At 70.5% G+C, this 20502-nt stretch carries 15 protein-coding genes; 7 read left to right on the top strand and 8 right to left on the bottom strand.

Going from position 1 to position 20502, the window contains the following annotated elements; all coding sequences use genetic code 11:
• On the bottom strand, positions 1 to 696 hold a 696-nt coding region (locus BZL64_RS02315; RefSeq protein ID WP_208639346.1), incomplete at its 3' end, for an NYN domain-containing protein.
• A gap of 224 nt (positions 697 to 920) precedes the next feature.
• On the opposite strand from BZL64_RS02315, the gene BZL64_RS40120 reads away from it, so the two are divergent.
• Positions 921 to 1088, top strand: a complete 168-nt coding sequence (locus BZL64_RS40120; protein ID WP_086765573.1) for a hypothetical protein — start codon at positions 921 to 923, stop codon at positions 1086 to 1088.
• 139 nt (positions 1089 to 1227) lie between these two features.
• Here BZL64_RS40120 and dnaE read toward each other — a convergent pair whose 3' ends face one another.
• Entirely contained in the window at positions 1228 to 4767 is a 3540-nt protein-coding gene (gene dnaE, locus BZL64_RS02305) for a DNA polymerase III subunit alpha (protein ID WP_086765571.1), read from the bottom strand.
• A 204-nt stretch (positions 4768 to 4971) separates the two neighbouring features.
• Here dnaE and BZL64_RS02300 point away from each other — a divergent pair, with 204 nt between their 5' ends.
• From BZL64_RS02300 to BZL64_RS02285, 4 genes are all read left to right on the top strand, one after another.
• Complete coding sequence (locus BZL64_RS02300) at positions 4972 to 6321, top strand: DUF2252 domain-containing protein (protein WP_086765569.1); 1350 nt, start codon at positions 4972 to 4974, stop codon at positions 6319 to 6321.
• A gap of 92 nt (positions 6322 to 6413) precedes the next feature.
• Positions 6414 to 7115, top strand: coding sequence for a hypothetical protein (locus BZL64_RS02295; protein ID WP_086765567.1), 702 nt, complete (start codon positions 6414 to 6416; stop codon positions 7113 to 7115).
• A gap of 93 nt (positions 7116 to 7208) precedes the next feature.
• The gene (locus BZL64_RS02290) at positions 7209 to 8021 is read left to right on the top strand and encodes a thioredoxin domain-containing protein (protein ID WP_086765565.1); all 813 of its coding nucleotides are present in this window, start codon (positions 7209 to 7211) and stop codon (positions 8019 to 8021) included.
• Between the two features lie 97 nt (positions 8022 to 8118).
• Positions 8119 to 9801 (top strand): alkaline phosphatase D family protein, encoded by a 1683-nt coding sequence (locus BZL64_RS02285; protein WP_086765562.1) that lies wholly within the window; start codon positions 8119 to 8121, stop codon positions 9799 to 9801.
• Between the two features lie 29 nt (positions 9802 to 9830).
• Here the strand turns inward: BZL64_RS02285 and BZL64_RS02280 are convergent, their stop codons facing one another.
• Positions 9831 to 10400, bottom strand: a complete 570-nt coding sequence (locus tag BZL64_RS02280; RefSeq protein ID WP_086765560.1) for a dienelactone hydrolase family protein — start codon at positions 10398 to 10400, stop codon at positions 9831 to 9833.
• A 122-nt stretch (positions 10401 to 10522) separates the two neighbouring features.
• Here BZL64_RS02280 and BZL64_RS02275 point away from each other — a divergent pair, with 122 nt between their 5' ends.
• Positions 10523 to 11635, top strand: a complete 1113-nt coding sequence (locus BZL64_RS02275) for a mechanosensitive ion channel family protein (RefSeq protein ID WP_086765558.1) — start codon at positions 10523 to 10525, stop codon at positions 11633 to 11635.
• A gap of 99 nt (positions 11636 to 11734) precedes the next feature.
• Here BZL64_RS02275 and BZL64_RS02270 read toward each other — a convergent pair whose 3' ends face one another.
• The 5 genes from BZL64_RS02270 to BZL64_RS02250 all read right to left on the bottom strand — a co-directional run bounded on the left by BZL64_RS02270 (position 11735) and on the right by BZL64_RS02250 (position 16724).
• Positions 11735 to 13321: a Na+/H+ antiporter gene (locus tag BZL64_RS02270; protein WP_086765556.1), complete on the bottom strand. Its 1587-nt coding sequence runs from the start codon at positions 13319 to 13321 to the stop codon at positions 11735 to 11737.
• Positions 13322 to 13416: 95 nt separating this feature from the next.
• Positions 13417 to 13896, bottom strand: coding sequence for a GNAT family N-acetyltransferase (locus tag BZL64_RS02265; RefSeq protein ID WP_086765553.1), 480 nt, complete (start codon positions 13894 to 13896; stop codon positions 13417 to 13419).
• Entirely contained in the window at positions 13893 to 14837 is a 945-nt protein-coding gene (locus BZL64_RS02260) for an RluA family pseudouridine synthase (protein ID WP_086765551.1), read from the bottom strand. The genes BZL64_RS02265 and BZL64_RS02260 overlap by 4 nt, the downstream gene beginning before the upstream one ends.
• Positions 14838 to 14880: 43 nt before the next feature.
• On the bottom strand, positions 14881 to 15531 hold the full coding sequence (gene lspA / locus BZL64_RS02255) for a signal peptidase II (RefSeq protein ID WP_086765549.1): 651 nt from the start codon (positions 15529 to 15531) through the stop codon (positions 14881 to 14883).
• Between the two features lie 68 nt (positions 15532 to 15599).
• Positions 15600 to 16724, bottom strand: coding sequence for a TraR/DksA family transcriptional regulator (locus BZL64_RS02250; RefSeq protein ID WP_086765547.1), 1125 nt, complete (start codon positions 16722 to 16724; stop codon positions 15600 to 15602).
• Positions 16725 to 17308: 584 nt separating this feature from the next.
• Here BZL64_RS02250 and ileS point away from each other — a divergent pair.
• Positions 17309 to 20470 carry an isoleucine--tRNA ligase gene (ileS, locus tag BZL64_RS02240; protein ID WP_086765545.1) on the top strand — a complete coding sequence of 1054 codons (3162 nt, stop codon included), beginning with the start codon at positions 17309 to 17311 and terminating at the stop codon, positions 20468 to 20470.
• Positions 20471 to 20502: the final 32 nt, after the last annotated feature.

The raw sequence follows: 20502 nt of genomic DNA, 5'->3' as shown, positions 1-20502 counted from the left end.
GCCGTGGTCGGCGGGGGCGGAGGGGTGCTCGCTCTGTTCGGCGGGCCGCTCGGACGTCGGTGCGAGGGTGGACTCGGGCAACGGCGCGGAGAGGATGGCGGCGATCTCGGGCCGCGGCACGGGCGGCGGCGCGCACACCCCGCCGAAGTCCTTGGCGCGGACGGCCTTGGTGATCCACGTACGGTCCAGAACGCGCCGCTCGTCGGCCTCGGCGACCAGGTCCTCGGACTGGTTGTAGTCGCCGTCGGCGGCCTGTACGGCCCACAGGTGGACGGCGACGCCGTGCTCCTTGGCGGCCATCATGCCGGGCAGCAGGTCGCCGTCGCCGGTGACCAGGACGACGTCGGAGCAGGCTCGGTTGCGGGCCAGCTCGGTCAGCTCGGCGTGCATGGCGGCGTCGACGCCCTTCTGCGCCCAGCGGCCGTCGCTGCGGGTCAGCGCGCCCAGCCGGACGGTGACGCGCGGCATCACACGCAGTCTGCGGTGTTCGGGCTGGGGGACGCGGTCGGGGGCGCCGTCGAACCAGTAGATCCGCAGCAGCGGCCGTTCGGTCTCGGATTCCGCCTGTTCGCGCAGGCCCTGGACGAGGGCGGCGTGATCGACGGTGATTCTGGATCTGGAGGGCTCTCCGGCGAGGAGACTCGCGGCGGCCCCCAGCAGATACCCGGCGTCCACCAGGACGATGCAGCGGTCCACACGACTCACCCTCTTCCCGGGAGATTTGCTTCGGGCCTGCTTCGAGTCTGCCCGACCACGCGGGGGTTAACGGCCGGAACTCGATCTTCGGCGTGGCGTTTCGGGGCGGGACGCTCCGACGAACCCTGTCACCGACGGTAATTATCCGAAATGCGCCATAAGTCAGCCTATGTGAATCTGAATCCGGCCCTGGCCCCTAGACCCCCAACAGGAGGCAGATCCCCATGGCCAAGAACAAGAACCGTGACCGCAAGCAGCCGCAGTCCGAGCGCACCGCGCAGTCCGCGCCGCAGGCCACCCTCGAGCCGCAGGACGAGACGCGCTCCCCGCAGACGACGCCCGGCGACATGGCCCGCGGCAAGGGACGCGGCAAGCGCTTCGGCCACAACTAGCATCTGCGTAACGGGCCCTTGACGCCCTTGCACATGCATGAGGGGCGCATCCGGATCTCCGGGTGCGCCCCTTGCGTGTGTCCTGCGCGCGGCCGTGTCCCGCGCGTGGCCGTGTCCCGCGCGGGCGTGGGCCGGCCGCTCAGCCGGCCAGGCAGGACGGGCCGAGCAGCACCTTCAGGTCGCCGAAGAGGGCCGGGTCGGGCTTGACCCGGTGCCGGTCCAGGCGCAGAACGGTCGTCTTCGTGGGGCCCTGGAGCTTGATCCGGACCTCGCTGTCGCCCCGGTGGTGGGTGAGGATCTCACCGAGCCGGTTGATCATCGGCGGGGTGACCTTCACGGCCGGGATGGTGAGGATCACCGGGGCGTTGGTGCCCGCGTTGGACAGGTCCGGCACCTGGAGCTCCATCGCGACCAGGCGCGGCACGTCCTCCCGCTTGTCGAGGCGGCCCTTGACGAACACCACGGCGTCCTCGACGAGTTGGGTCGAGACCAGCTGGTAGGTCGCGGGGAAGAACATGCACTCGATGGAGCCGGCGAGATCCTCGACGGTGGCGATGGCCCAGGCGTTGCCCTGCTTGGTCATCTTGCGCTGGAGGCCCGAGATGATGCCGCCGATGGTGACGACCGCGCCGTCCGAGTGCTCGCCCCCGGTGAGCTGGGCGATGCCCGCGTCCGCCTTGTCGGACAGCACGTGCTCCAGACCGAAGAGGGGATGGTCGGAGACGTACAGACCGAGCATCTCGCGCTCCTGCGCGAGCAGGTACGTCTTGTCCCACTCGTCGGTGGTGAACTCGACGTCGAGGCCGAAGCCGGGCTCGTCGTTCTGCTCCTCGCCCATGCCGCCGAAGAGGTCGAACTGGCCCTCGGCCTCCTTGCGCTTGACCGCGACCACGTTGTCGATCATCGGCTCGTACTGCGCGGTGAGGCCCTTGCGGGTGTGGCCCATCGAGTCGAAGGCGCCGGCCTTGATCAGCGATTCCGTGGTGCGCTTGTTGCAGACCACCGCCTCGACCTTGTCGAGGTAGTCGGGGAAGGAGGAGTACTTCCCCTTGGCCTTGCGGGACTTGATGATCGACTCGACCACGTTGGTGCCGACGTTGCGCACGGCGGAGAGGCCGAAGAGGATCACGTCGTCGCCCTGCGCGGCGAAGTTCGACTCGGACTCGTTCACGTTCGGCGGGAGCACCCTGATGCCCATGCGGCGGCACTCGTTGAGGTAGACGGCCGACTTGTCCTTGTCGTCCTTGACCGAGGTGAGCAGCGCCGCCATGTACTCGGCGGGGTAGTTCGCCTTCAGGTACGCCGTCCAGTACGAGACGAGTCCGTACGCGGCCGAGTGGGCCTTGTTGAACGCGTATCCGGCGAACGGGACCAGCACGTCCCACAGCGCCTGGATCGCCTCGTCGCTGTAGCCGTTCTTCTTGGCGCCGGCCTGGAAGATGGTGAAGTTCTTCGCCAGTTCGTCGGGCTTCTTCTTGCCCATCACGCGGCGCAGGATGTCGGCCTCGCCGAGCGAGTACCCGGCGATGATCTGGGCGGCCTTCTGCACCTGCTCCTGGTAGACGATCAGGCCGTAGGTGACCGCGAGGACCTCTTGGAGGGGCTCCTCCAGCTCCTTGTGGATCGGCGTGATCTCCTGGCGGCCGTTCTTGCGCTCCGCGTAGTTGATGTGCGAGTTCATGCCCATCGGGCCCGGCCGGTAGAGGGCCGAGACGGCGGAGATGTCCTCGAAGTTGTCGGGCTGCATCTGGCGCAGCAGCGAGCGCATCGGGCCGCCGTCGAACTGGAAGACACCGAGCGTGTCACCGCGGCAGAGCAGTTCGAAGGTCGTGGGGTCGTCCAGCGGGAGGGCGAGCATCTCCAGGTCGATGCCCTTGTTGGCCTTCACCATCTTGATGGCGTCGTCCATGATCGTGAGGTTGCGCAGACCCAGGAAGTCCATCTTCAGCAGGCCCAGCGACTCGCACTGCGGGTAGTCCCACTGCGTGATGGTCACGCCGTCGGTGTGCCGCACCCAGACGGGGGCGTGGTCGACGATGGGCTCGCTGGACATGATCACGCCGGCCGCGTGCACGCCCATCTGCCGGACCAGGCCCTCGACGCCCTTGGCGGTGTCGATGACCTTCTTCACGTCGGGCTCGTTCTCGTACATCGCGCGGATCTCGCCCGCCTCGCTGTAGCGGGGGTGCGAGGGGTCGGTGATGCCGTTCAGATCGATGCCCTTGCCCAGGACGTCGGCGGGCATCGCCTTGGTGAGACGGTCGCCCATCGCGTACGGGTAGCCCAGCACGCGCGCGGAGTCCTTGATGGCGTTCTTCGCCTTGATCTTGCCGTAGGTGCCGATCATGGCGACCTTGTCGGCGCCGTACTTCTCGGTCACGTACCTGATCACCTCGACGCGCCTGCGCTCGTCGAAGTCGATGTCGACGTCGGGCATGGAGACGCGCTCGGGGTTGAGGAACCGCTCGAAGATCAGGCCGTGCGGGATCGGGTCGAGGTCGGTGATGCCCATGGCGTACGCGACGATCGAGCCGGCCGCGGAGCCTCGGCCGGGGCCGACGGCGATGCCGTTGTTCTTGGCCCACATGATGAAGTCGGCGACGACGAGGAAGTAGCCCGGGAACCCCATCTGGATGATGACGTCCATCTCGTACTCGACCTGCTTCTGCCGGTCGTCGGGGATGCCGCCGGGGAAGCGGCGCTCCATGCCGCGGCGGACCTCCTCCTTGAACCAGCTGACCTCGGTGTAGCCCTCGGGGATGTCGAACTTCGGCATGAGGTTCTTCGCCTCGAACATGCCGGTGGTGTCGACCATCTCGGCCACCAGGAGGGTGTTGGCGCAGCCCTCCTGCCAGGCCTCCGAGGAGTCGACGGCGTACATCTCGTCCGTGGACTTCAGGTAGTAGCCGGTGCCGTCGAAGCGGAAGCGGTCGGGGTCGGAGAGGTTCTTGCCGGTCTGGATGCACAGCAGGGCGTCGTGGGCGGTCGCCTCGTGCGCGTACGTGTAGTGCGAGTCGTTGGTGACCAGCGGCGGGATGCCGAGCTTCTTGCCGATGTCCAGCAGGCCGTCGCGGACCCGGCGCTCGATCTCGATGCCGTGGTCCATCAGCTCCAGGAAGTAGCGGTCCTTGCCGAAGATGTCCTGGTAGTCGGAGGCGGCCTTCAGTGCCTCGTCGTACTGGCCGAGGCGCAGCCGGGTCTGGAGCTCGCCCGAGGGGCAGCCGGTGGAGGCGACGAGACCCTGGGACCACTGGGAGATGGTCTCCTTGTCCATCCGCGGCCACTTCTGCAGCCAGCCCTCGGCGTACGCGTCCGAGGAGAGCTTGAAGAGGTTGTGCAGGCCGGTCGCGTCGGTCGCCCAGATCGTCTTGTGGGTGTAGCCACCGGAGCCGGAGACGTCGTCGCGCTTCTGATGCGGCTGGCCCCACTGGATCTTGCGCTTGTTGCGCCGCGACTCGGGGGCGACATACGCCTCGATCCCGATGATCGGGGTGACCCCGGCCTTCTTGGCGGTATGGAAGAAGTCGTACGCCCCGTGCAGGTTGCCGTGGTCGGACATGGCGATGTGGGTCATGCCCATCTCGTTGCACGCGTCGAACATGTCCTTGAGCCGCGCGGCACCGTCCAGCAGCGAGTACTGGGTGTGAACGTGCAGGTGCGTGAACGGCGGCTTCGACACGACATGGCCTCCAAGGGAAACGGACGACGACGGGCTGGCGGACAGTCCTGGGGTCAGCGTCGAAGTCTATGCCTCGGCACTGACACCCGGCGGGCTCCCCCGCGTACCTTCACAGCGGGGGCCGCGGGCACTTTCGCACGCGTCCGCCCGTTGGAGACGACAGAAACGCTGTCGTACACATGAAGCACCAGGAGGCACCCCGCGATGTCGGTTCCGCAGCTCAATGAAGAGCCTCGCGGCGAGGAGATCCTCGCCGTCTTCGACACCGCCTTCGGCGAACTCCTGGCCGCGGACCCGGCCGCGTTCCGCGTGAAGTTCCGCAAGATGGCGGCCTCGGCGTTCGCGTTCTACCGGGGCACGGCGTGCCTCTTCTATCACGACCTGGACGCGGAGCGGAGCGGCCGCGGCGACGCCGACACCTTCACCGGACCGTACCTGGACGACCGCACCTCGCGCGTGTGGATCCACGGCGATCTGCACGCCGAGAACTTCGGCACCTACATGGACTCCCAGGGCCGCCTGATCTTCAACGTCAACGACTTCGACGAGGCGTACGTCGGCCCCTTCGTGTGGGACCTGAAGCGCTTCTCCGCCTCGATCGCACTCGTCGGGTACGCGAAAGCGCTCAGCGACGACCAGATCACCGAGCTGGTGCAGGTGTACGCGGGCGCGTACCGCGAGCGGATCCGCGCTCTGGCCACCGGTGCCAAGCAGGACGAGGTGCCGCCCTTCACCCTGGACACGGCCGACGGGCCGCTGCTGGACGCCCTGCGCGACGCCCGTTCCCTGACCCGCTTCGGGCTGCTGGAGTCCATGACCGAGATCCGCGACTTCGAGCGCCGCTTCGCGTCCGGCGGCGGCTCCATCGAGCTGGACGCGGCCACCCGCTACAAGGTCCTCGCCGCCTTCGACGGCTATCTGGAGACGCTGCCGGAGACCTCCCTGACCCGCCCGGACTCCTACCGGGTGAAGGACGTCGTCGGCCGCCGGGGCATCGGCATCGGCTCGGCCGGCCTGCCCTCGTACAACATCCTGCTGGAGGGCAACAGCGACGCCCTGGAGAACGATGTGGTGATCTACATCAAGCAGGCCCAGACCCCGGCCGTCTCCCGGCACATCACCGACCGGGCGATCCGCGAGTACTTCCAGCACGAGGGCCACCGCACGGTGATCTCCCAGCGCGCCCTCCAGGCGCACGCCGACCCGTGGCTCGGCTGGACCGAGCTGGACGGCGCGGGGCAGCTGGTCGCCGAGGTCTCGCCGTACGCGGTGGACCTGGACTGGGGCGACATCGACGACCCGGAGGAGATCGCGGGCGTCGTCGCCGACCTCGGCCGGGCCACGGCCACGATGCACGCGGCGGCGGACGACACCTCCGGCGAGTCCCTGGTGCCGTTCTCCACCGAGCGGGCCATCGACGCGGCGCTGGCCGGCGACGAGGAGAGCTTCGCGCCGCTCCTGGTGGAATTCGCGCACTCCTACGGCGCACGCGCGCGTGCGGACCACCAGATCTTCCTCGACCTGTTCCGCAACGGCCGGATCCCGGGCCTGTGACGGGATCCATAGCGAAATCCCTCAGGGAAAGGGCACTCACAGCGACCGTTTAGGAGCCTCTTACGGGCACGCGTGACACACTCTTCTCCGCCATGGACATATCCGGGACCCGCCTCAGAGCCGTACGCGCGGCACTCTTCACGGCTGTCGTCGTGACGCTCAGCACCGCGTCGCACGTGCTGCTGTCGCGGGCCCCGCTGCCGCTGAACACGGTGGCCGCCCTCGCGGTCGCCGTGTTCCTCCTCGCCTACGCGCTGGCGGGCCGCGAGCGCGGCTTCGGGCGGATCGCCGCCCTGCTGATCCCGCTGGAGCTGGCGGCCGACACGGTCTTCACCACCGGCCAGCACGTCTGCTACGGCCGCGCGGGCGGCCCGGTCACCGGCCCGCTGCGCTCGGTCGGCTTCGACCTCCTGTGCGGCGACGGCACCGGGGTCGGCGCTCCGCTGGCCCGATTCGGCAGGGGCGGCGCCGACCCGGAGCGGGTCGGCGGCCTCCTCGCCCACGCCGACCCGTCGACCGCCTGGCTGCTGCTGGGCGCGCACATCGGCGTCGGCCTCCTCGCCGCCGCCTGGCTGCGGCGGGGCGAGCGCGCGCTGGCCCAGGTGCTGCGCGCGGCGACCGCGACGACGTTCCGGCCGTTGCTGCTGGCCGTGGCCGCGGTGACCGTCCGCACCGCCCCGGCCGTCCGCCGGCTGCCGCGGCCCGCGCTCCGCCCGGCCGCCACCGGCCTCGACCGGATCCTCGTGCACTCCCTGGGACGTCGTGGACCCCCGCGCCCGTCCGCTGCCGCCTGAGCATCACCCTGCCCCGCGCGGCCACGAGCACGACCGTCCCCACACACGTATCCCGCGCATCCCCTGCGCGCGTCCCACCTGGAGAACACCACCATGAGCAAGCGCAACAGTGCGGCGGCGAAGACGGCGGCTCGCGAGCGGCTCCGCGTCGAGCGCGAACGCCAGGCCAAGCGCACCAAGATCAAGCGCCAGGTCATCGTGGCCTGCTCGGTCGTCGGAGTGCTGGCGGCGGCCGGCGGCATAGGTTACGCGGTCGTCCAGAACAACAAGCCCACGTACTGGGAGGAGGCCGCGGACAACCCCCTGGTCAAGCCGGCCAACACCACCGGTGAGAACGGCACCACGGTCGTGATGGGCAAGAGCACCGCGAAGAAGACCCTCGTGATGTACGAGGACCCGCGCTGCCCGGTCTGCGCCCAGTTCGAGCAGACCGTCGGCGCCACCGTGAAGTCGGACTACGACGCCGGCAAGTTCAAGCTCCAGTTCGTCGGCGCCACCTTCCTCGACCGCGGCCTGTCGGGTGAGGGCTCCAAGAACGCGCTGAGCGCGCTGGGCGCCGCGCTCGACGTCAGCCCGGAGGCGTTCCTCGAGTACAAGACCGCGATGTACTCGGCGAAGTGGCACCCCGAGGAGAGCGACGACAAGTTCAAGGACGACAGCTACCTGATCAAGGTGGCCGACACGGTTCCCGCGCTGAAGAGCAACGCCAAGTTCCAGAAGGCCGTGACGGACGGCACCTTCGACAAGTGGGCGCTGGAGATGTCCGAGACGTTCGACGACAGCGGTGTGTCCGGCACCCCGACGCTGAAGATGGACGGGAAGTCCCTGACCGCGCCGGGCAGCGACAACGCCCCGATGACGGTCGCCGACTTCACCACCGCGCTCGACGCCGCCCTCAAGGCCTGACCGGGCCGAGCGGCCCGAGAGACGGAAATCCGAAGAGCGGGCGAACTTTTGCCAGTTCGCCCGCCCTTTGCCGTACTGGTCAGTAATCTGATCGGCCGTGACCAGTCGATACAGATCAACAGAGAGCACCGACGCGCCGTCAGATCGCGTCGACACCCGTGCCCCCCGCCGCCGTACGGTCGTCAAGGCCGCTGCCGCCACCGCCGTGCTGGCCGGGCCGCTCGCCGCCGCCCTGCCCGCGCGGGCCGCCGACGAGGCCCCCGCCTTCCTGCACGGTGTCGCCTCCGGTGACCCGCTGCCCGACGGCGTCCTGCTGTGGACCCGGGTGACCCCGACCGCCGACGCGATACCCGGCTCCGGGCGCGGCCCGGACACCGAGGTCGAGTGGATCGTCGCCAGGGACAAGGCGCTGACGACCGTCGTCGCCAAGGGGTCCGTGACCGCGACCGCCGCCTCCGACCACACCGTCAAGGCCGACGTCCGAGGTCTGGCCCCGGCCACCGACTACTGGTTCGGCTTCTCGGCCGGCGGGACCGACTCCCCGGTGGCGCGTACCCGCACCGCGCCGGCGGCGGACGCGTCCGTGGCGGGTCTGCGCTTCGGCGTGGCCTCCTGCGCCAACTGGGAGGCCGGCTACTTCTCCTCCTACCGTCATCTCGCCGCCCGCGGCGACCTCGACGCCTGGCTGCACCTCGGCGACTACATCTACGAGTACGGCACCGGCGAGTACGGCACCCGCGACACCGTCGTACGGCAGCACGCGCCCACGCACGAGATCCTCACCCTCGCCGACTACCGCACCCGGCACGGCAAGTACAAGACCGACCCCGATCTCCAGGCCCTGCACGCCAAGGCGCCCGTCATCGCGATCTGGGACGACCACGAGATCGCCAACGACGCCTGGTCGGGTGGCGCCGAGAACCACACCGAGGGCGCCGAAGGCACCTGGGCGAACCGTCAGGCGGCGGCCAAGCAGGCCTACTTCGAGTGGATGCCGGTCCGCCCGGCGCTGGCGGGCACCACCTACCGCCGGCTGCGCTTCGGCAAGCTCGCCGACCTCTCCCTGCTGGACCTGCGTTCCTTCCGCTCCCAGCAGGTCTCCGTAGGCAACGGTGACGTCGACGACCCGGACCGCACCCTCACCGGCCGCGCCCAGCTGGACTGGTTCAAGGCCGGCCTGAAGGCCTCCGACACCACCTGGCGGCTGGTCGGCAACTCGGTGATGATCTCGCCGTTCGCCATCGGCTCCCTCTCGGCCACCCTGCTCAAGCCGCTCGCCAAGCTGCTCGGCCTGCCGCAGGAGGGCCTCGCTCTCAACACCGACCAGTGGGACGGCTACACGGACGACCGCCGCGAGATCCTCGCCCACCTGCGCGCGAACGCCATCCGCAACACCGTCTTCCTCACCGGCGACATCCACATGGCGTGGGCCAACGACGTGCCCGTGGACGCCGGGACCTACCCGCTGTCCGCCTCGGCCGCCACGGAGTTCGTGGTCACCTCGGTGACCTCGGACAACCTCGACGACCTCGTGAAGGTCCCCGAGGGCACGGTCTCCGCGATCGCCGCGCCGGTCATCAAGGCCGCCAACCGCCACGTCCACTGGGTGGACACCGACCGGCACGGCTACGGCGTCCTGGACATCACCGCCGACCGCGCGCAGATGGACTTCTACGTGGTGTCCAGCCGCACGAAGGCGGACGCGACCTCGTCCTGGTCCCGGTCCTACCGCACCCGCACCGGCACGCAGAAGGTCGAGCGGACGTACGACCCCGTGTAGCCGCCGTCCACAGGCCGGTTACGGACCGTCTACAGGCTGTCGAGGAAGCCGAGCGCCACCCGCCAGGTGGCCTCGGCCGCCTCCGCGTCGTAGTCGGGCAGGTCGGGGTCGGTGTAGAGGTGACCGGCCCCGGCGTACCGGTGGACCTCCACGTCGGCGCCCGCCCGGCCCATCTGGAGGTACCAGGCGCTCAGCCAGTCGTCGGTCTCGAACGGGTCCGGCTCGGCCACGTGCAGCTGCACCGGCAGACCGTCCACCGAGGCGTTGGGCGCGAGGTCGGAGGTGCCGTGCAGAAGCAGCAGGCCGCGTGCCTTCTCGTCGCCGAGGGCGAGGGTCTGCGCGATCGACGCGCCCAGCGAGAACCCGGCGTACACGAGCCCGCGCTCCGAGTAGGGCGCGGCGGCCAGGACGGCTCTCCTGAGCAACTCGTCCTTGCCGATCTTCTCGTTGTGGGCCATGCCCTCCTCGACCGTGTCGAACGTACGCCCGTCGAAGAGGTCCGGGGTCCACACCTCGTGGCCGGCGGCGCGCAGCCGGTCCGCCGCGGCGCGCACCGCGGGGCGCGGTCCGTAGGTCGAGTGGAAGAGCATGATGTTCATGAGGCCATGGTGCCAGCCGGCACCGACAACGCCTCACGAGCCGGCTCCCGCCACCGCGCACGTGGGTCTCTTCACACCGCCCGCATGTTCACGACCCCGCCGGGCCGGTTACGTTCGAGGGCATGGAGAACCTGCTCCGCCCACTGATCGTGGTCGGCGGTTCGGTCGTGCTGACGTTGTTCATCGGCTGGGCCACCGACCGACTGCTGTGCAAGGCCGATGAACGGCATCCGGAGACGTCCCTGTGGGGGCTGCTGCGCCGGGGACGCATCCCGTACCAGCTCGTGCTCTGCGCGGCGCTGCTGAGAGGGTCGTTCGACCGGGCCGAGGTGCTGGAGAACCACCGCGTAGGCGTCGGCCGGACGCTCACCCTGGTGCTCATCGGGGCGGCGGCCTGGCTGGCCGTCAGGATCGTCGGCGCCATCGTCGAGACCACGTACACCCGTTACGCGCGCGTGCACCACGACGCGGCCCGGGTGCGGCGGGTACGCACCCAGGTGTCGCTGATCATGCGGGTGGTCTCCGCCGTCGTCGGCGTGGTCGCGGTGGCGGCGATGCTGCTGACGTTCCCGGCGTTCCGGGCGGCCGGCGCCTCGCTGCTGGCCTCCGCGGGCATCATCGGCATCGTCGCCGGTGTCGCCGCCCAGTCGACGCTGAGCAACATGTTCGCCGGGTTCCAGATCGCCTTCGGCGACATGGTGCGCATGGGCGACACAGTGGTGGTGGACGGTGAATGGGGCACCGTCGAGGAGATCACCCTGACCTTCCTCACCGTGCGGACCTGGGACGAGCGCCGGATCACCATGCCCGTCTCGTACTTCACGTCCAAGCCGTTCGAGAACTGGTCGCGCGGCACCCCGCAGATGACCGGCATCGTCTACTGGCACGTCGACCACTCGGCACCGCTGGACGCGATGCGGGAGAAGCTCCGCGACATCCTCCGCGAGTGCCCGGCCTGGGACGGCCGCGCCTACGGCCTGGACGTCACCGACACCACCCCCAACACCCTTCAGGTCAGGGCGCTGGCGACGGCCAAGGACGCCGACGACATCTGGACGGTCCGGGTCACCGTCCGGGAGAAGATGATCCGCTGGCTGGCCGAGGAGCACCCGTACGCCCTGCCCCGCGTCAACACCGCCGACGCGCTGCTGCCCCCGAACCACGCCAACGGCCGCGTACCCGGCGGCATCGCACCCCAGCGCCGCGCCCACGAGTCACCGCGCGCGGACCGCTGACGGCCCGTGCCGCCGCGGGCCCGACGCCCGCGGCGGCGTGCGCCGCCGACGCGCACGACCGGGATCACCGATCGCCGGCCACCGGTCGCCGATCGCCTGTCACCGCAGGCTGCGCACGTCCAGATGCCGCAGCACCCTGTCCACGATCTCCGGATCGGCACCCGGCTCACTGCGCGCGGCGACCACCTCGTGCCGGGCCGCGCTCAGCATCTCCCCCTGGATCCGCCGCACCCGCTTCAGCCGGCGCACCCGGTGCTCATGGTCCTCCCGCCGCTCGTCCTCCCCCAGGTCGGGGCTGATCCGCAGCCCGATGTCGAGGGCCCGCCGGCTCATCTGCTCGGACAGTTCCTCCGGCAGATCCTCCTCGGCCTCGATCTCCCGCAGCCGGCGCTTCGCCGCCTTCGCCGCCCGCACGGCCAGTTCCTTCTCGAACTCCTTCTCACGCCCGGTGTCGGCCTGCACCCCGAGCCGTTTCACCAGCCACGGCAGGGTCAGTCCCTGGATCACGAGCGTCGCCATGATGACCCCGAAGGCGATGAACACGATCTCGTCCCGGTTCGGGAAGGGCGTCCCTTCATCGGTCTTCAGCGGAATCGCGAGCGCCAGCGCCACCGAGGCGACCCCGCGCATCCCCGACCACCACATCACGACGGTCTCCCGCCAGCTGACGGGGATGTCCTCGTCGTGGTCCCGCCGGGCGTGCAGCCGCTGGGCGAGCCAGGTGGCCGGCAGCAGCCACAGCAGCCGTACGAGGATCACGACGGCCACCACCGCCGCGGCCCATCCGAGCATCTCCCCCCACCGCCCGGACGCTGTCCGGATCGCCAGGTGCAGTTCCAGGCCGATCAGCCCGAACGCCACCCCGGTCACCAGGGTGTCGACGATGTCCCAGAAGGTGTGCCCGGCCAGCCGCGTCATCACGTCGTCGGGATCGGTGGCGTACTCGGCGAGGAACAGCGCTGTGGTGAGCACCGCGAGCACCCCGGACCCGTGGAACTCCTCCGCCAGCACATAGGCGGCGTACGGCACCAGCAGCGTCAGCCCGATCTGCAGGGTGGGGTCCCCGAGCAGGTCCATCAGCCGGTTCGCGCCCCAGCCGAGCGTCAGCCCGACGGCCACCGCGACGACGGCGGACAGCACCAGGTCGAGGCCGGCCTCCCAGGGCGAGAAGCTCCCGCTGACGACGGCGGCGATGGCCACGTGGTAGAGCACGATGGCGGTGACGTCGTTGAAGAGCCCCTCGCCCTCCAGGATGGACACCAGCCGGCGCGGCAGCCCGAGCTTTCCGGCCACGGCGGTGGCGGCCACCGGGTCGGGCGGTGCGACGAGCGCCCCGAGGGCCAGGGCCGCGGCGATCGGCAGTCCGGGCACGATCGCGTGGGCGACGGCGCCCACACACAGCATCGTGACGAACACCAGGGCCACGGCGAGCAGGAAGATCGGCCGTTTGTTGGCCGTGAACTGCCGCCAGGAGGTGCGCCGCACGGCCGCGTACAGCAGGGGCGGCAGCAGCAGGGGCAGGATCAGGTCCGGCGGAACGCTCACATCGGGCACGAAGTCGACGACCACGAGCACGATCCCGAGCAGGGTCATCAGGACCGGTGCCGGCAGACTCCACCGGTCGCCCAGCGGGACACTCACCACGGCCCCGAGCAGCAGGACGAACAACAGGGCCAACTGATCCACGGTCAGTGCTCCGGGGGCTGAGACGTCACACGGCGGATCTCAAGCCTGCCACGTCGCCCTCGCCGGCAGCCCGTTCGGCGCCCCCGCCACCCCGGCTACGGCTGGAGGCCCCGCCGCATCGCCCGGTGCGGGATGCCCGCGTCCGGGAACTCCGGGCCGTACGCCTCGTACCCCAGCCGCTCGTAGAACCCCAGGGCGTGCGTCTGCGCGTGCAGGTCGACCGCCGTGAGCCCACGCGCGCGTGCCGTGTCCTCGATGGCCGTCACCAGCGCGGCCCCGACGCCGAGCCCGCGTGCCTCCTTGGTGACGGCGAGCCGCCCCAGCGACCCGACCGACAGGTCCCCGCCGGTCTTCGCCGCGACCTGCGCGCCGTACAGCAGCCGCCCGGTCCCGAGCGGTACGCCGTCCTCGCGGACCGCCAGCACATGCACCGCGCCGGCGTCGTGGGCGTCGTACTCGATGTCCTCCGGGACGCCCTGCTCGCCGACGAAGACCTCCTTGCGGACCGCGAAGCAGGCCTCACGGTCGGCGGGGTCCTCCGCGACGCGGATCACGTACGCGCGCGGGCCGCTCATCCGTAGGTCTCCTCACGGACCTGGTCGAGGGCCTGCTGGAGGTCGTCCGGGTACTCGCAGGAGAACTCGGCCCACTCGCCGTCGCCGGGGTGCTCGAAGCCCAGCCGGACCGCGTGCAGCCACTGGCGGGTCAGCGTCAGCCGCTTGGCGAGCGTCGGGTCGGCGCCGTAGGTCAGGTCGCCGACGCACGGGTGGCGGTGGGCGGCCATGTGGACGCGGATCTGGTGGGTACGGCCGGTCTCCAGCTTGATGTCCAGCAGGGAGGCGGCGCGGAAGGCCTCGATCAGGTCGTAGTGCGTGACGGAGGGCTTGCCCTCGGCGGTGACCGCCCACTTGTAGTCGTGCTGGGGGTGGCGGCCGATGGGCGCGTCGATGGTGCCGCTGGTGGGGTCCGGGTGGCCCTGGACGAGCGCGTGGTAGCGCTTGTCGACCGTGCGCTCCTTGAACTGGCGCTTCAGCGAGGTGTAGGCGCGCTCCGACTTGGCGACCACCATCAGGCCGGAGGTGCCCACGTCGAGCCGGTGCACGATGCCCTGGCGCTCGGCGGCACCGGAGGTGGAGATGCGGTAGCCGGCGGCGGCGAGTCCGCCGATGACGGTCGTGCCGGTCCAGCCGGGCGACGGGTGGGCGGCCACCCCGACCGGCTTGACGATCACGACCACGTCGTCGTCGTCGTGCACGATCTCCATGCCCTCGACGGGCTCGGCGACCACCTGCACCGGCGCGGGCGCCTGCGGCATCTCGACCTCGAGCCAGGCCCCGCCGTGCACCCGTTCGGACTTCCCGACCACCGACCCGTCGACCGTGACCTTCCCCGCGGCCGCGAGCTCGGCGGCCTTGGTACGGGAGAAGCCGAACATGCGGGAGATGGCGGCGTCTACACGCTCGCCCTCCAGGCCGTCGGGCACGGGCAGGTTGCGGGTCTCGGGAATCGTGCTCACCCGTCGAGTATGCCGGACAGGTCCGGCACCCCCGAACACACGCTCAGTCCTTGTGGACGGTCCCGTCCGGGTCGAGGCCCTTGAAGGACAGCAGGACGATCAGGATTCCACCGCAGACGATCGCCGAGTCGGCCAGGTTGAAGACCGCGAAGTGCTTCGGCGCGATGAAGTCCACCACCGCGCCCTCGAAGACCCCCGGCGCACGGAAGATCCGGTCGGTGAGGTTGCCGAGGGCGCCCCCGAGCAGCAGGCCCAGCGCGATCGCCCAGGGCAGGCTGTAGAGCTTGCGGGCGAGCCGGGCGATCACCACGATCACCGCCGCCGCGATCACCGTGAAGATCACGGTGAAGGCCTCGCCGAAGCCGAAGGCGGCGCCCGCGTTGCGGATCGCCTCGAATCGCAGCCAGTCCCCGACGACCTCGACCGGCTGGTGGTGCTCCAGCTTCGCGACCACGATCAGCTTGCTGACCAGGTCGATGACGTACGCGAACGCGGCGACCCCGAACAGCACGGCGATACGGCGCCTGCCGCGGGGCTGCTGCCCGGCGGCCTGCGCCGTGGACTCGTCCGCACCGGAGGAGTCGTCCGAATCCGGCCGCTCCGGCTGCCCTGCGTTCCCGCCGGACGGCTCCGGCTCGGCTCCCGCCGCCTCTGGAGTGTCCGGCGTACCGATGATGCGCTCCGCCTCTGCCACGTGAGTCCCTCGACCTAGGTACCTGACTGAGGACGAGGGTACGGCACGCTTCGACGACGGCCGGGTGATCAGTACCGGCGCTCCTGCTTCTGCTTGCACTCGACGCACAGGGTGGCCCGCGGGAAGGCCTGCATGCGGGCCTTGCCGATGGGATTCCCGCAGTTCTCGCACAGGCCGTAGGTGCCCGCGTCCAGCCGCTCCAGGGCGTGCTCGGTCTGGACCAGCATCTCGCGCGCGTTGGCGGCCAGCGCCAGTTCGTGCTCGCGCGTGATGTTCTTCGTCCCGGTGTCCGCCTGGTCGTCCCCGGCGCCGTCCCCCGAGTCCCGCATCAGTCCCACCAGGGCCGCCTCGGACGAGGCCAGCTCGGCGCGCAGCCGGTTCTTCTCGGAGTCCAGCTCGGCGCGGGCCTCCGCCACCTCCTCGGGCGTCCAGGGGTCCTCGCCGGGGCGCACCGCCAGTTCGCCGGGCTCCGCCGCGGCGAAACGTGCCTTCGGAACGGCGGTCTTCGCCGCCGTGGCCGTGCCAGGAGTCTTCTTCGCAACCACTGTCGTGGCTCCCGTCTGCTCCGCGGCCGAGGCCGCGCCCACCTTCTTGGCCGTGCTCTTGCCTGCGGTGCTCCTCCGGGCGGTCCCCTTCCCGGCCGCACCGCCCCTGCCGCCGGCCCCCTCCGTGCCGGCGTCCACCTCGCCGACTGCACCCTGCGGACCGGCGCCCGACTCGCGGACCATGCCCTCCTCTGCGGTGGCCGCCTTCCCGCCGGCTGCCGTCTTCTTCGCCGGGGCCTTCTTGACGGCCCCGGTCCTGGTGGCCGCCTTCTTCGGGGCCGCGGTCTTCTTGGAAGCCGCCGTCCTCTTCGGGGCTCCCGTCCTCTTGGACGCGCCGACGGCCTCGGAGGTCGCAGCCGGGCCGGAGGCCGCGGCCTTTCCGGCAGGCGCGGCCTTCTTCGCCGCCACCTTCTTCGCCGGCACCTTCTCGGCCGCCGCCTTCCCGGCTCCCCCCGCGCCCACGGCCTTCACCGCCTTCACCGCCTTCGTCTGCTTCGGCCGCTCGGCGTCCGCCGTGCCCGTGCTCCCTCCCCGCGTGCTCCCTCCCTGCGTGCTCTTCTTCGCACCGACCTCCTTGGCCGCACCGCCGGAGGCGCCGGTGGACCTGCCGGACGCCGACTGCTGTACGGCGGTCTTCTTCGCCACCATGGCCGCGGCCCCTTCACATATTGTGATCTTGCACGCGAATCGTGCTGGGACGATAAATCGACTTGAGTCCCGCGGCAACGGGGCACACCGCCCGATTCGCCCACCTCGCGCACGTCACGCGGCAAGCCTGCATCCGTTGTGCCCAGCTCCCCGCCGGGTAATCCGCCCGGTCGGCAGTCCCGGGGCGGGAACCGGCGCCCCTCGCCATTCGGGTCACCGGGGCCCGCCGCGAGCGCCCGGCCCACGGCCCCGAAAACCGGTCGGCCGCTGTCCGTGCGGCGCCGTACACTGGGCGGAGCGAGAAGCGTGGATGGGGACGAGTAGCGGCGTACGCAGCCCAGAGCGACCCGGGGACGGTGGAAGCCCGGGGGCGAGCGCGACGTGAAGATCACCCCGGAGCCGCCGGAAGAAGACCCTCTCAGGGTTGGTAGAACCGGCATCGCGACCCCAATGAGGGGGCTCCCCGGGGCGCACGACGCGCCGGAGGGCCAAGGAGGGTGGTACCGCGGGAGCGCGCCGCACACGGCGTGGACAAGGCTCTCGTCCCTCCGACGGAAGGCAGCACATCCGCCGGAGGAAGCTCGTTGAACACGCAGCCGCAGTACCGCCAGGTACCCGCCCAGGTCGACCTGCCCGCCCTCGAGCACGCCGTGCTCGACTTCTGGCGCGAGCAGAAGATCTTCGCCAAGAGCCTGGAACAGTCCGAGGGCCGCCCCGAGTGGGTTTTCTACGAGGGCCCGCCCACCGCCAACGGCATGCCGGGCGCCCACCACATCGAGGCGCGCGTCTTCAAGGACGTCTTCCCCCGCTTCCGCACCATGCGCGGCTACCACGTGGCCCGCAAGGCCGGCTGGGACTGCCACGGCCTGCCCGTGGAGCTGGCGGTGGAGAAGGAACTGGGCTTCACCGGCAAGCAGGACATCGAGGCGTACGGCATCGCCGAGTTCAACGCCCGGTGCCGTGACTCCGTGACGCGCCACACCGACGCGTTCACCGAGCTGACCAACCGCATGGGCTACTGGGTCGACCTGGACGACGCCTACCGCACCATGGACCCCGAGTACGTCGAGTCGGTGTGGTGGTCGCTCAAGGAGATCTTCGACAAGGGCCTGCTGGTGCAGGACTACCGCGTGGCCCCCTGGTGCCCCCGCGACGAGACGGGCCTGTCGGACCACGAGCTGGCGCAGGGCTACGAGACGATCGTCGACCCCTCGGTGTACGTCCGTTTCCCGCTCACCTCCGGCCCGCTGGCCGGCCGGGCCGCGCTCCTGGTGTGGACCACGACCCCCTGGACGCTGGTCTCCAACACGGCCGTGGCCGCACACCCCGACGTCACCTACGTCGTCGTGACGGACGGCGAGGAGAACCTCGTCGTCGCGCAGCCGCTCGTCGAGAAGGCGCTCGGCGAGGGCTGGGAGGCCACCGGCGAGTCCTTCACCGGCGCCGAGATGGAGCGCTGGACGTATCAACGTCCGTTCGAGCTGGTCGAGTTCCCGGAGCCCGCCCACTACGTCGTCAACGCCGAGTACGTGACGACCGAGGACGGCACCGGTCTGGTCCACCAGTCCCCCGCCTTCGGTGAGGACGACCTCAAGGTCTGCCGCGCCTACGGCCTGCCGGTCGTGAACCCGATCCGCCCCAACGGCACCTTCGAGGAGAGCGTCCCGCTGGTCGGCGGCGTCTTCTTCAAGAAGGCGGACGAAAAGCTCACCGAGGACCTCCAGAGCCGCGGCCTCCTCTTCAAGCACATCCCCTACGAGCACAGCTACCCGCACTGCTGGCGCTGCCACACCGCGCTGCTCTACTACGCGCAGCCGTCCTGGTACATCCGCACCACGGCCGTCAAGGACCGCCTTCTCGAGGAGAACGAGAAGACCAACTGGTACCCGGACACGGTCAAGCACGGCCGCTTCGGCGACTGGCTGAACAACAACATCGACTGGGCGCTCTCCCGCAGCCGCTACTGGGGCACCCCGCTGCCGATCTGGCGCTGCGAGGACGACCACCTCACCGTCGTCGGCTCGCGCGCGGAGCTGACCGGGCTGACCGGCACCGACCAGTCCGAACTCGACCCGCACCGCCCGTACATCGACGCGGTCACCTTCGACTGCCCGCAGGAGAACTGCGGCCGGCTCGCCACGCGCGTGCCCGAGGTCATCGACGCCTGGTACGACTCCGGTTCGATGCCGTTCGCGCAGTGGGGCTACCCGTACAAGAACAAGGAACTCTTCGAGTCCCGCTACCCGGCGCAGTTCATCAGCGAGGCCATCGACCAGACCCGCGGCTGGTTCTACACGCTGATGGCGATCGGCACCCTGGTCTTCGACAAGTCCAGCTACGAGAACGTCGTCTGCCTCGGCCACATCCTCGCCGAGGACGGCCGCAAGATGTCCAAGCACCTGGGCAACATCCTCCAGCCGATCCCGCTGATGGACCAGCACGGCGCCGACGCGGTCCGCTGGTTCATGGCGGCCGGCGGCTCCCCCTGGGCAGCCCGCCGCGTCGGTCACGGCACCATCCAGGAGGTGGTGCGCAAGACCCTGCTCACCTACTGGAACACGGTCGCCTTCCAGGCGCTGTACGCCCGCACGTCCGGCTGGGCCCCCTCCGAGGCCGACCCGGCCCCGGCCGACCGCACCGTCCTCGACCGCTGGCTCCTGTCCGAACTCCACGCGCTCACCGACCAGGTGACCCAGGCACTGGAGGCCTACGACACCCAGCGCGCCGGCAAGCTCCTCTCCGCGTTCGTCGACGACCTGTCCAACTGGTACGTACGCCGCTCCCGTCGCCGCTTCTGGCAGGGCGACAAGGCCGCGCTGCGCACCCTGCACGAGGTCGTCGAGACGGTCACGAAGCTGATGGCCCCGCTGACCCCGTTCATCACCGAGCGGGTCTGGCAGGACCTGGTCGCGCCGGTCACGCCGGGCGCCCCGGAGTCGGTGCACCTGGCGTCCTGGCCGGAGGCGGACCTCGCCGCGATCGACCCGGAGCTGTCCAAGCAGATGGTCCTGGTGCGCCGCCTGGTCGAGCTGGGCCGCGCCACGCGCGCGGAGTCGGGCGTCAAGACCCGCCAGCCGCTGCGCCGCGCGCTCATCGCGGCCGCGGGCTTCGACGCGCTCTCCGCCGAGCTGCACGCGCAGATCACGGAGGAGCTGAACGTCGAGTCACTCGCCTCGCTCTCCGAGGTCGGCGGCAGCCTGGTCGACACGACCGCCAAGGCCAACTTCCGCGCCCTGGGCAAGCGGTTCGGCAAGCGCGTCCAGGACGTGGCCAAGGCGGTGGCGAACGCCGACGCGGCCGCGCTCTCCCTCGCCCTGCGCGAGGGCACGGCCTCGGTGGAGGTCGACGGCGAGACCGTCACCCTCGCCCCCGACGAGGTCATCATCACGGAGACCCCGCGCGAGGGCTGGTCGGTGGCGTCCGACTCAGGCGCGACGGTCGCCCTCGACCTGGAGATCACCGAGGAGCTGCGCCGGGCCGGCCTGGCCCGTGACGCGATCCGCCTGATCCAGGAGGCCCGCAAGAACAGCGGCCTCGACGTCGCCGACCGCATCGCGCTCCGCTGGACCGCGACCGATCCGGAAGTCGTCGACGCGCTGACCGGCCACGCGTCCCTGATCTCGGACGAGGTCCTCGCCACCACCTTCTTGAACGAGCACAGCGCCCAGGGCGAGGCGGACGACACCTACGGCGCCCCGTTCACGGACGAGGCCCTGACCCTCACGTTCCGCCTGCGCAAGGCGTAACACCTCCGGCGCGCTCACCAGGGCCCGGTCTC

It is taken from the genome of Streptomyces bobili (assembly GCF_002154575.1).
GTDB lineage: Bacteria > Actinomycetota > Actinomycetes > Streptomycetales > Streptomycetaceae > Streptomyces > Streptomyces bobili.
The sequence above is the reverse complement of the archived record's forward strand: the minus strand, read 5'-3'. Positions and strand labels throughout refer to the sequence as shown.

What these genes read in the sequence shown, in the direction of transcription:
- BZL64_RS02250 (WP_086765547.1), bottom strand. Translation starts at nt 16,724, where the DNA reads ATGGTGGCGAAGAAGACCGCCGTACAGCAGTCGGCGTCCGGCAGGTCC.
- BZL64_RS02265 (WP_086765553.1), bottom strand. Translation starts at nt 13,896, where the DNA reads ATGAGCGGCCCGCGCGCGTACGTGATCCGCGTCGCGGAGGACCCCGCC.
- BZL64_RS02290 (WP_086765565.1), top strand. Translation starts at nt 7,209, where the DNA reads ATGAGCAAGCGCAACAGTGCGGCGGCGAAGACGGCGGCTCGCGAGCGG.
- BZL64_RS40120 (WP_086765573.1), top strand. Translation starts at nt 921, where the DNA reads ATGGCCAAGAACAAGAACCGTGACCGCAAGCAGCCGCAGTCCGAGCGC.
- BZL64_RS02280 (WP_086765560.1), bottom strand. Translation starts at nt 10,400, where the DNA reads ATGAACATCATGCTCTTCCACTCGACCTACGGACCGCGCCCCGCGGTG.
- BZL64_RS02295 (WP_086765567.1), top strand. Translation starts at nt 6,414, where the DNA reads ATGGACATATCCGGGACCCGCCTCAGAGCCGTACGCGCGGCACTCTTC.
- BZL64_RS02300 (WP_086765569.1), top strand. Translation starts at nt 4,972, where the DNA reads ATGTCGGTTCCGCAGCTCAATGAAGAGCCTCGCGGCGAGGAGATCCTC.
- BZL64_RS02275 (WP_086765558.1), top strand. Translation starts at nt 10,523, where the DNA reads ATGGAGAACCTGCTCCGCCCACTGATCGTGGTCGGCGGTTCGGTCGTG.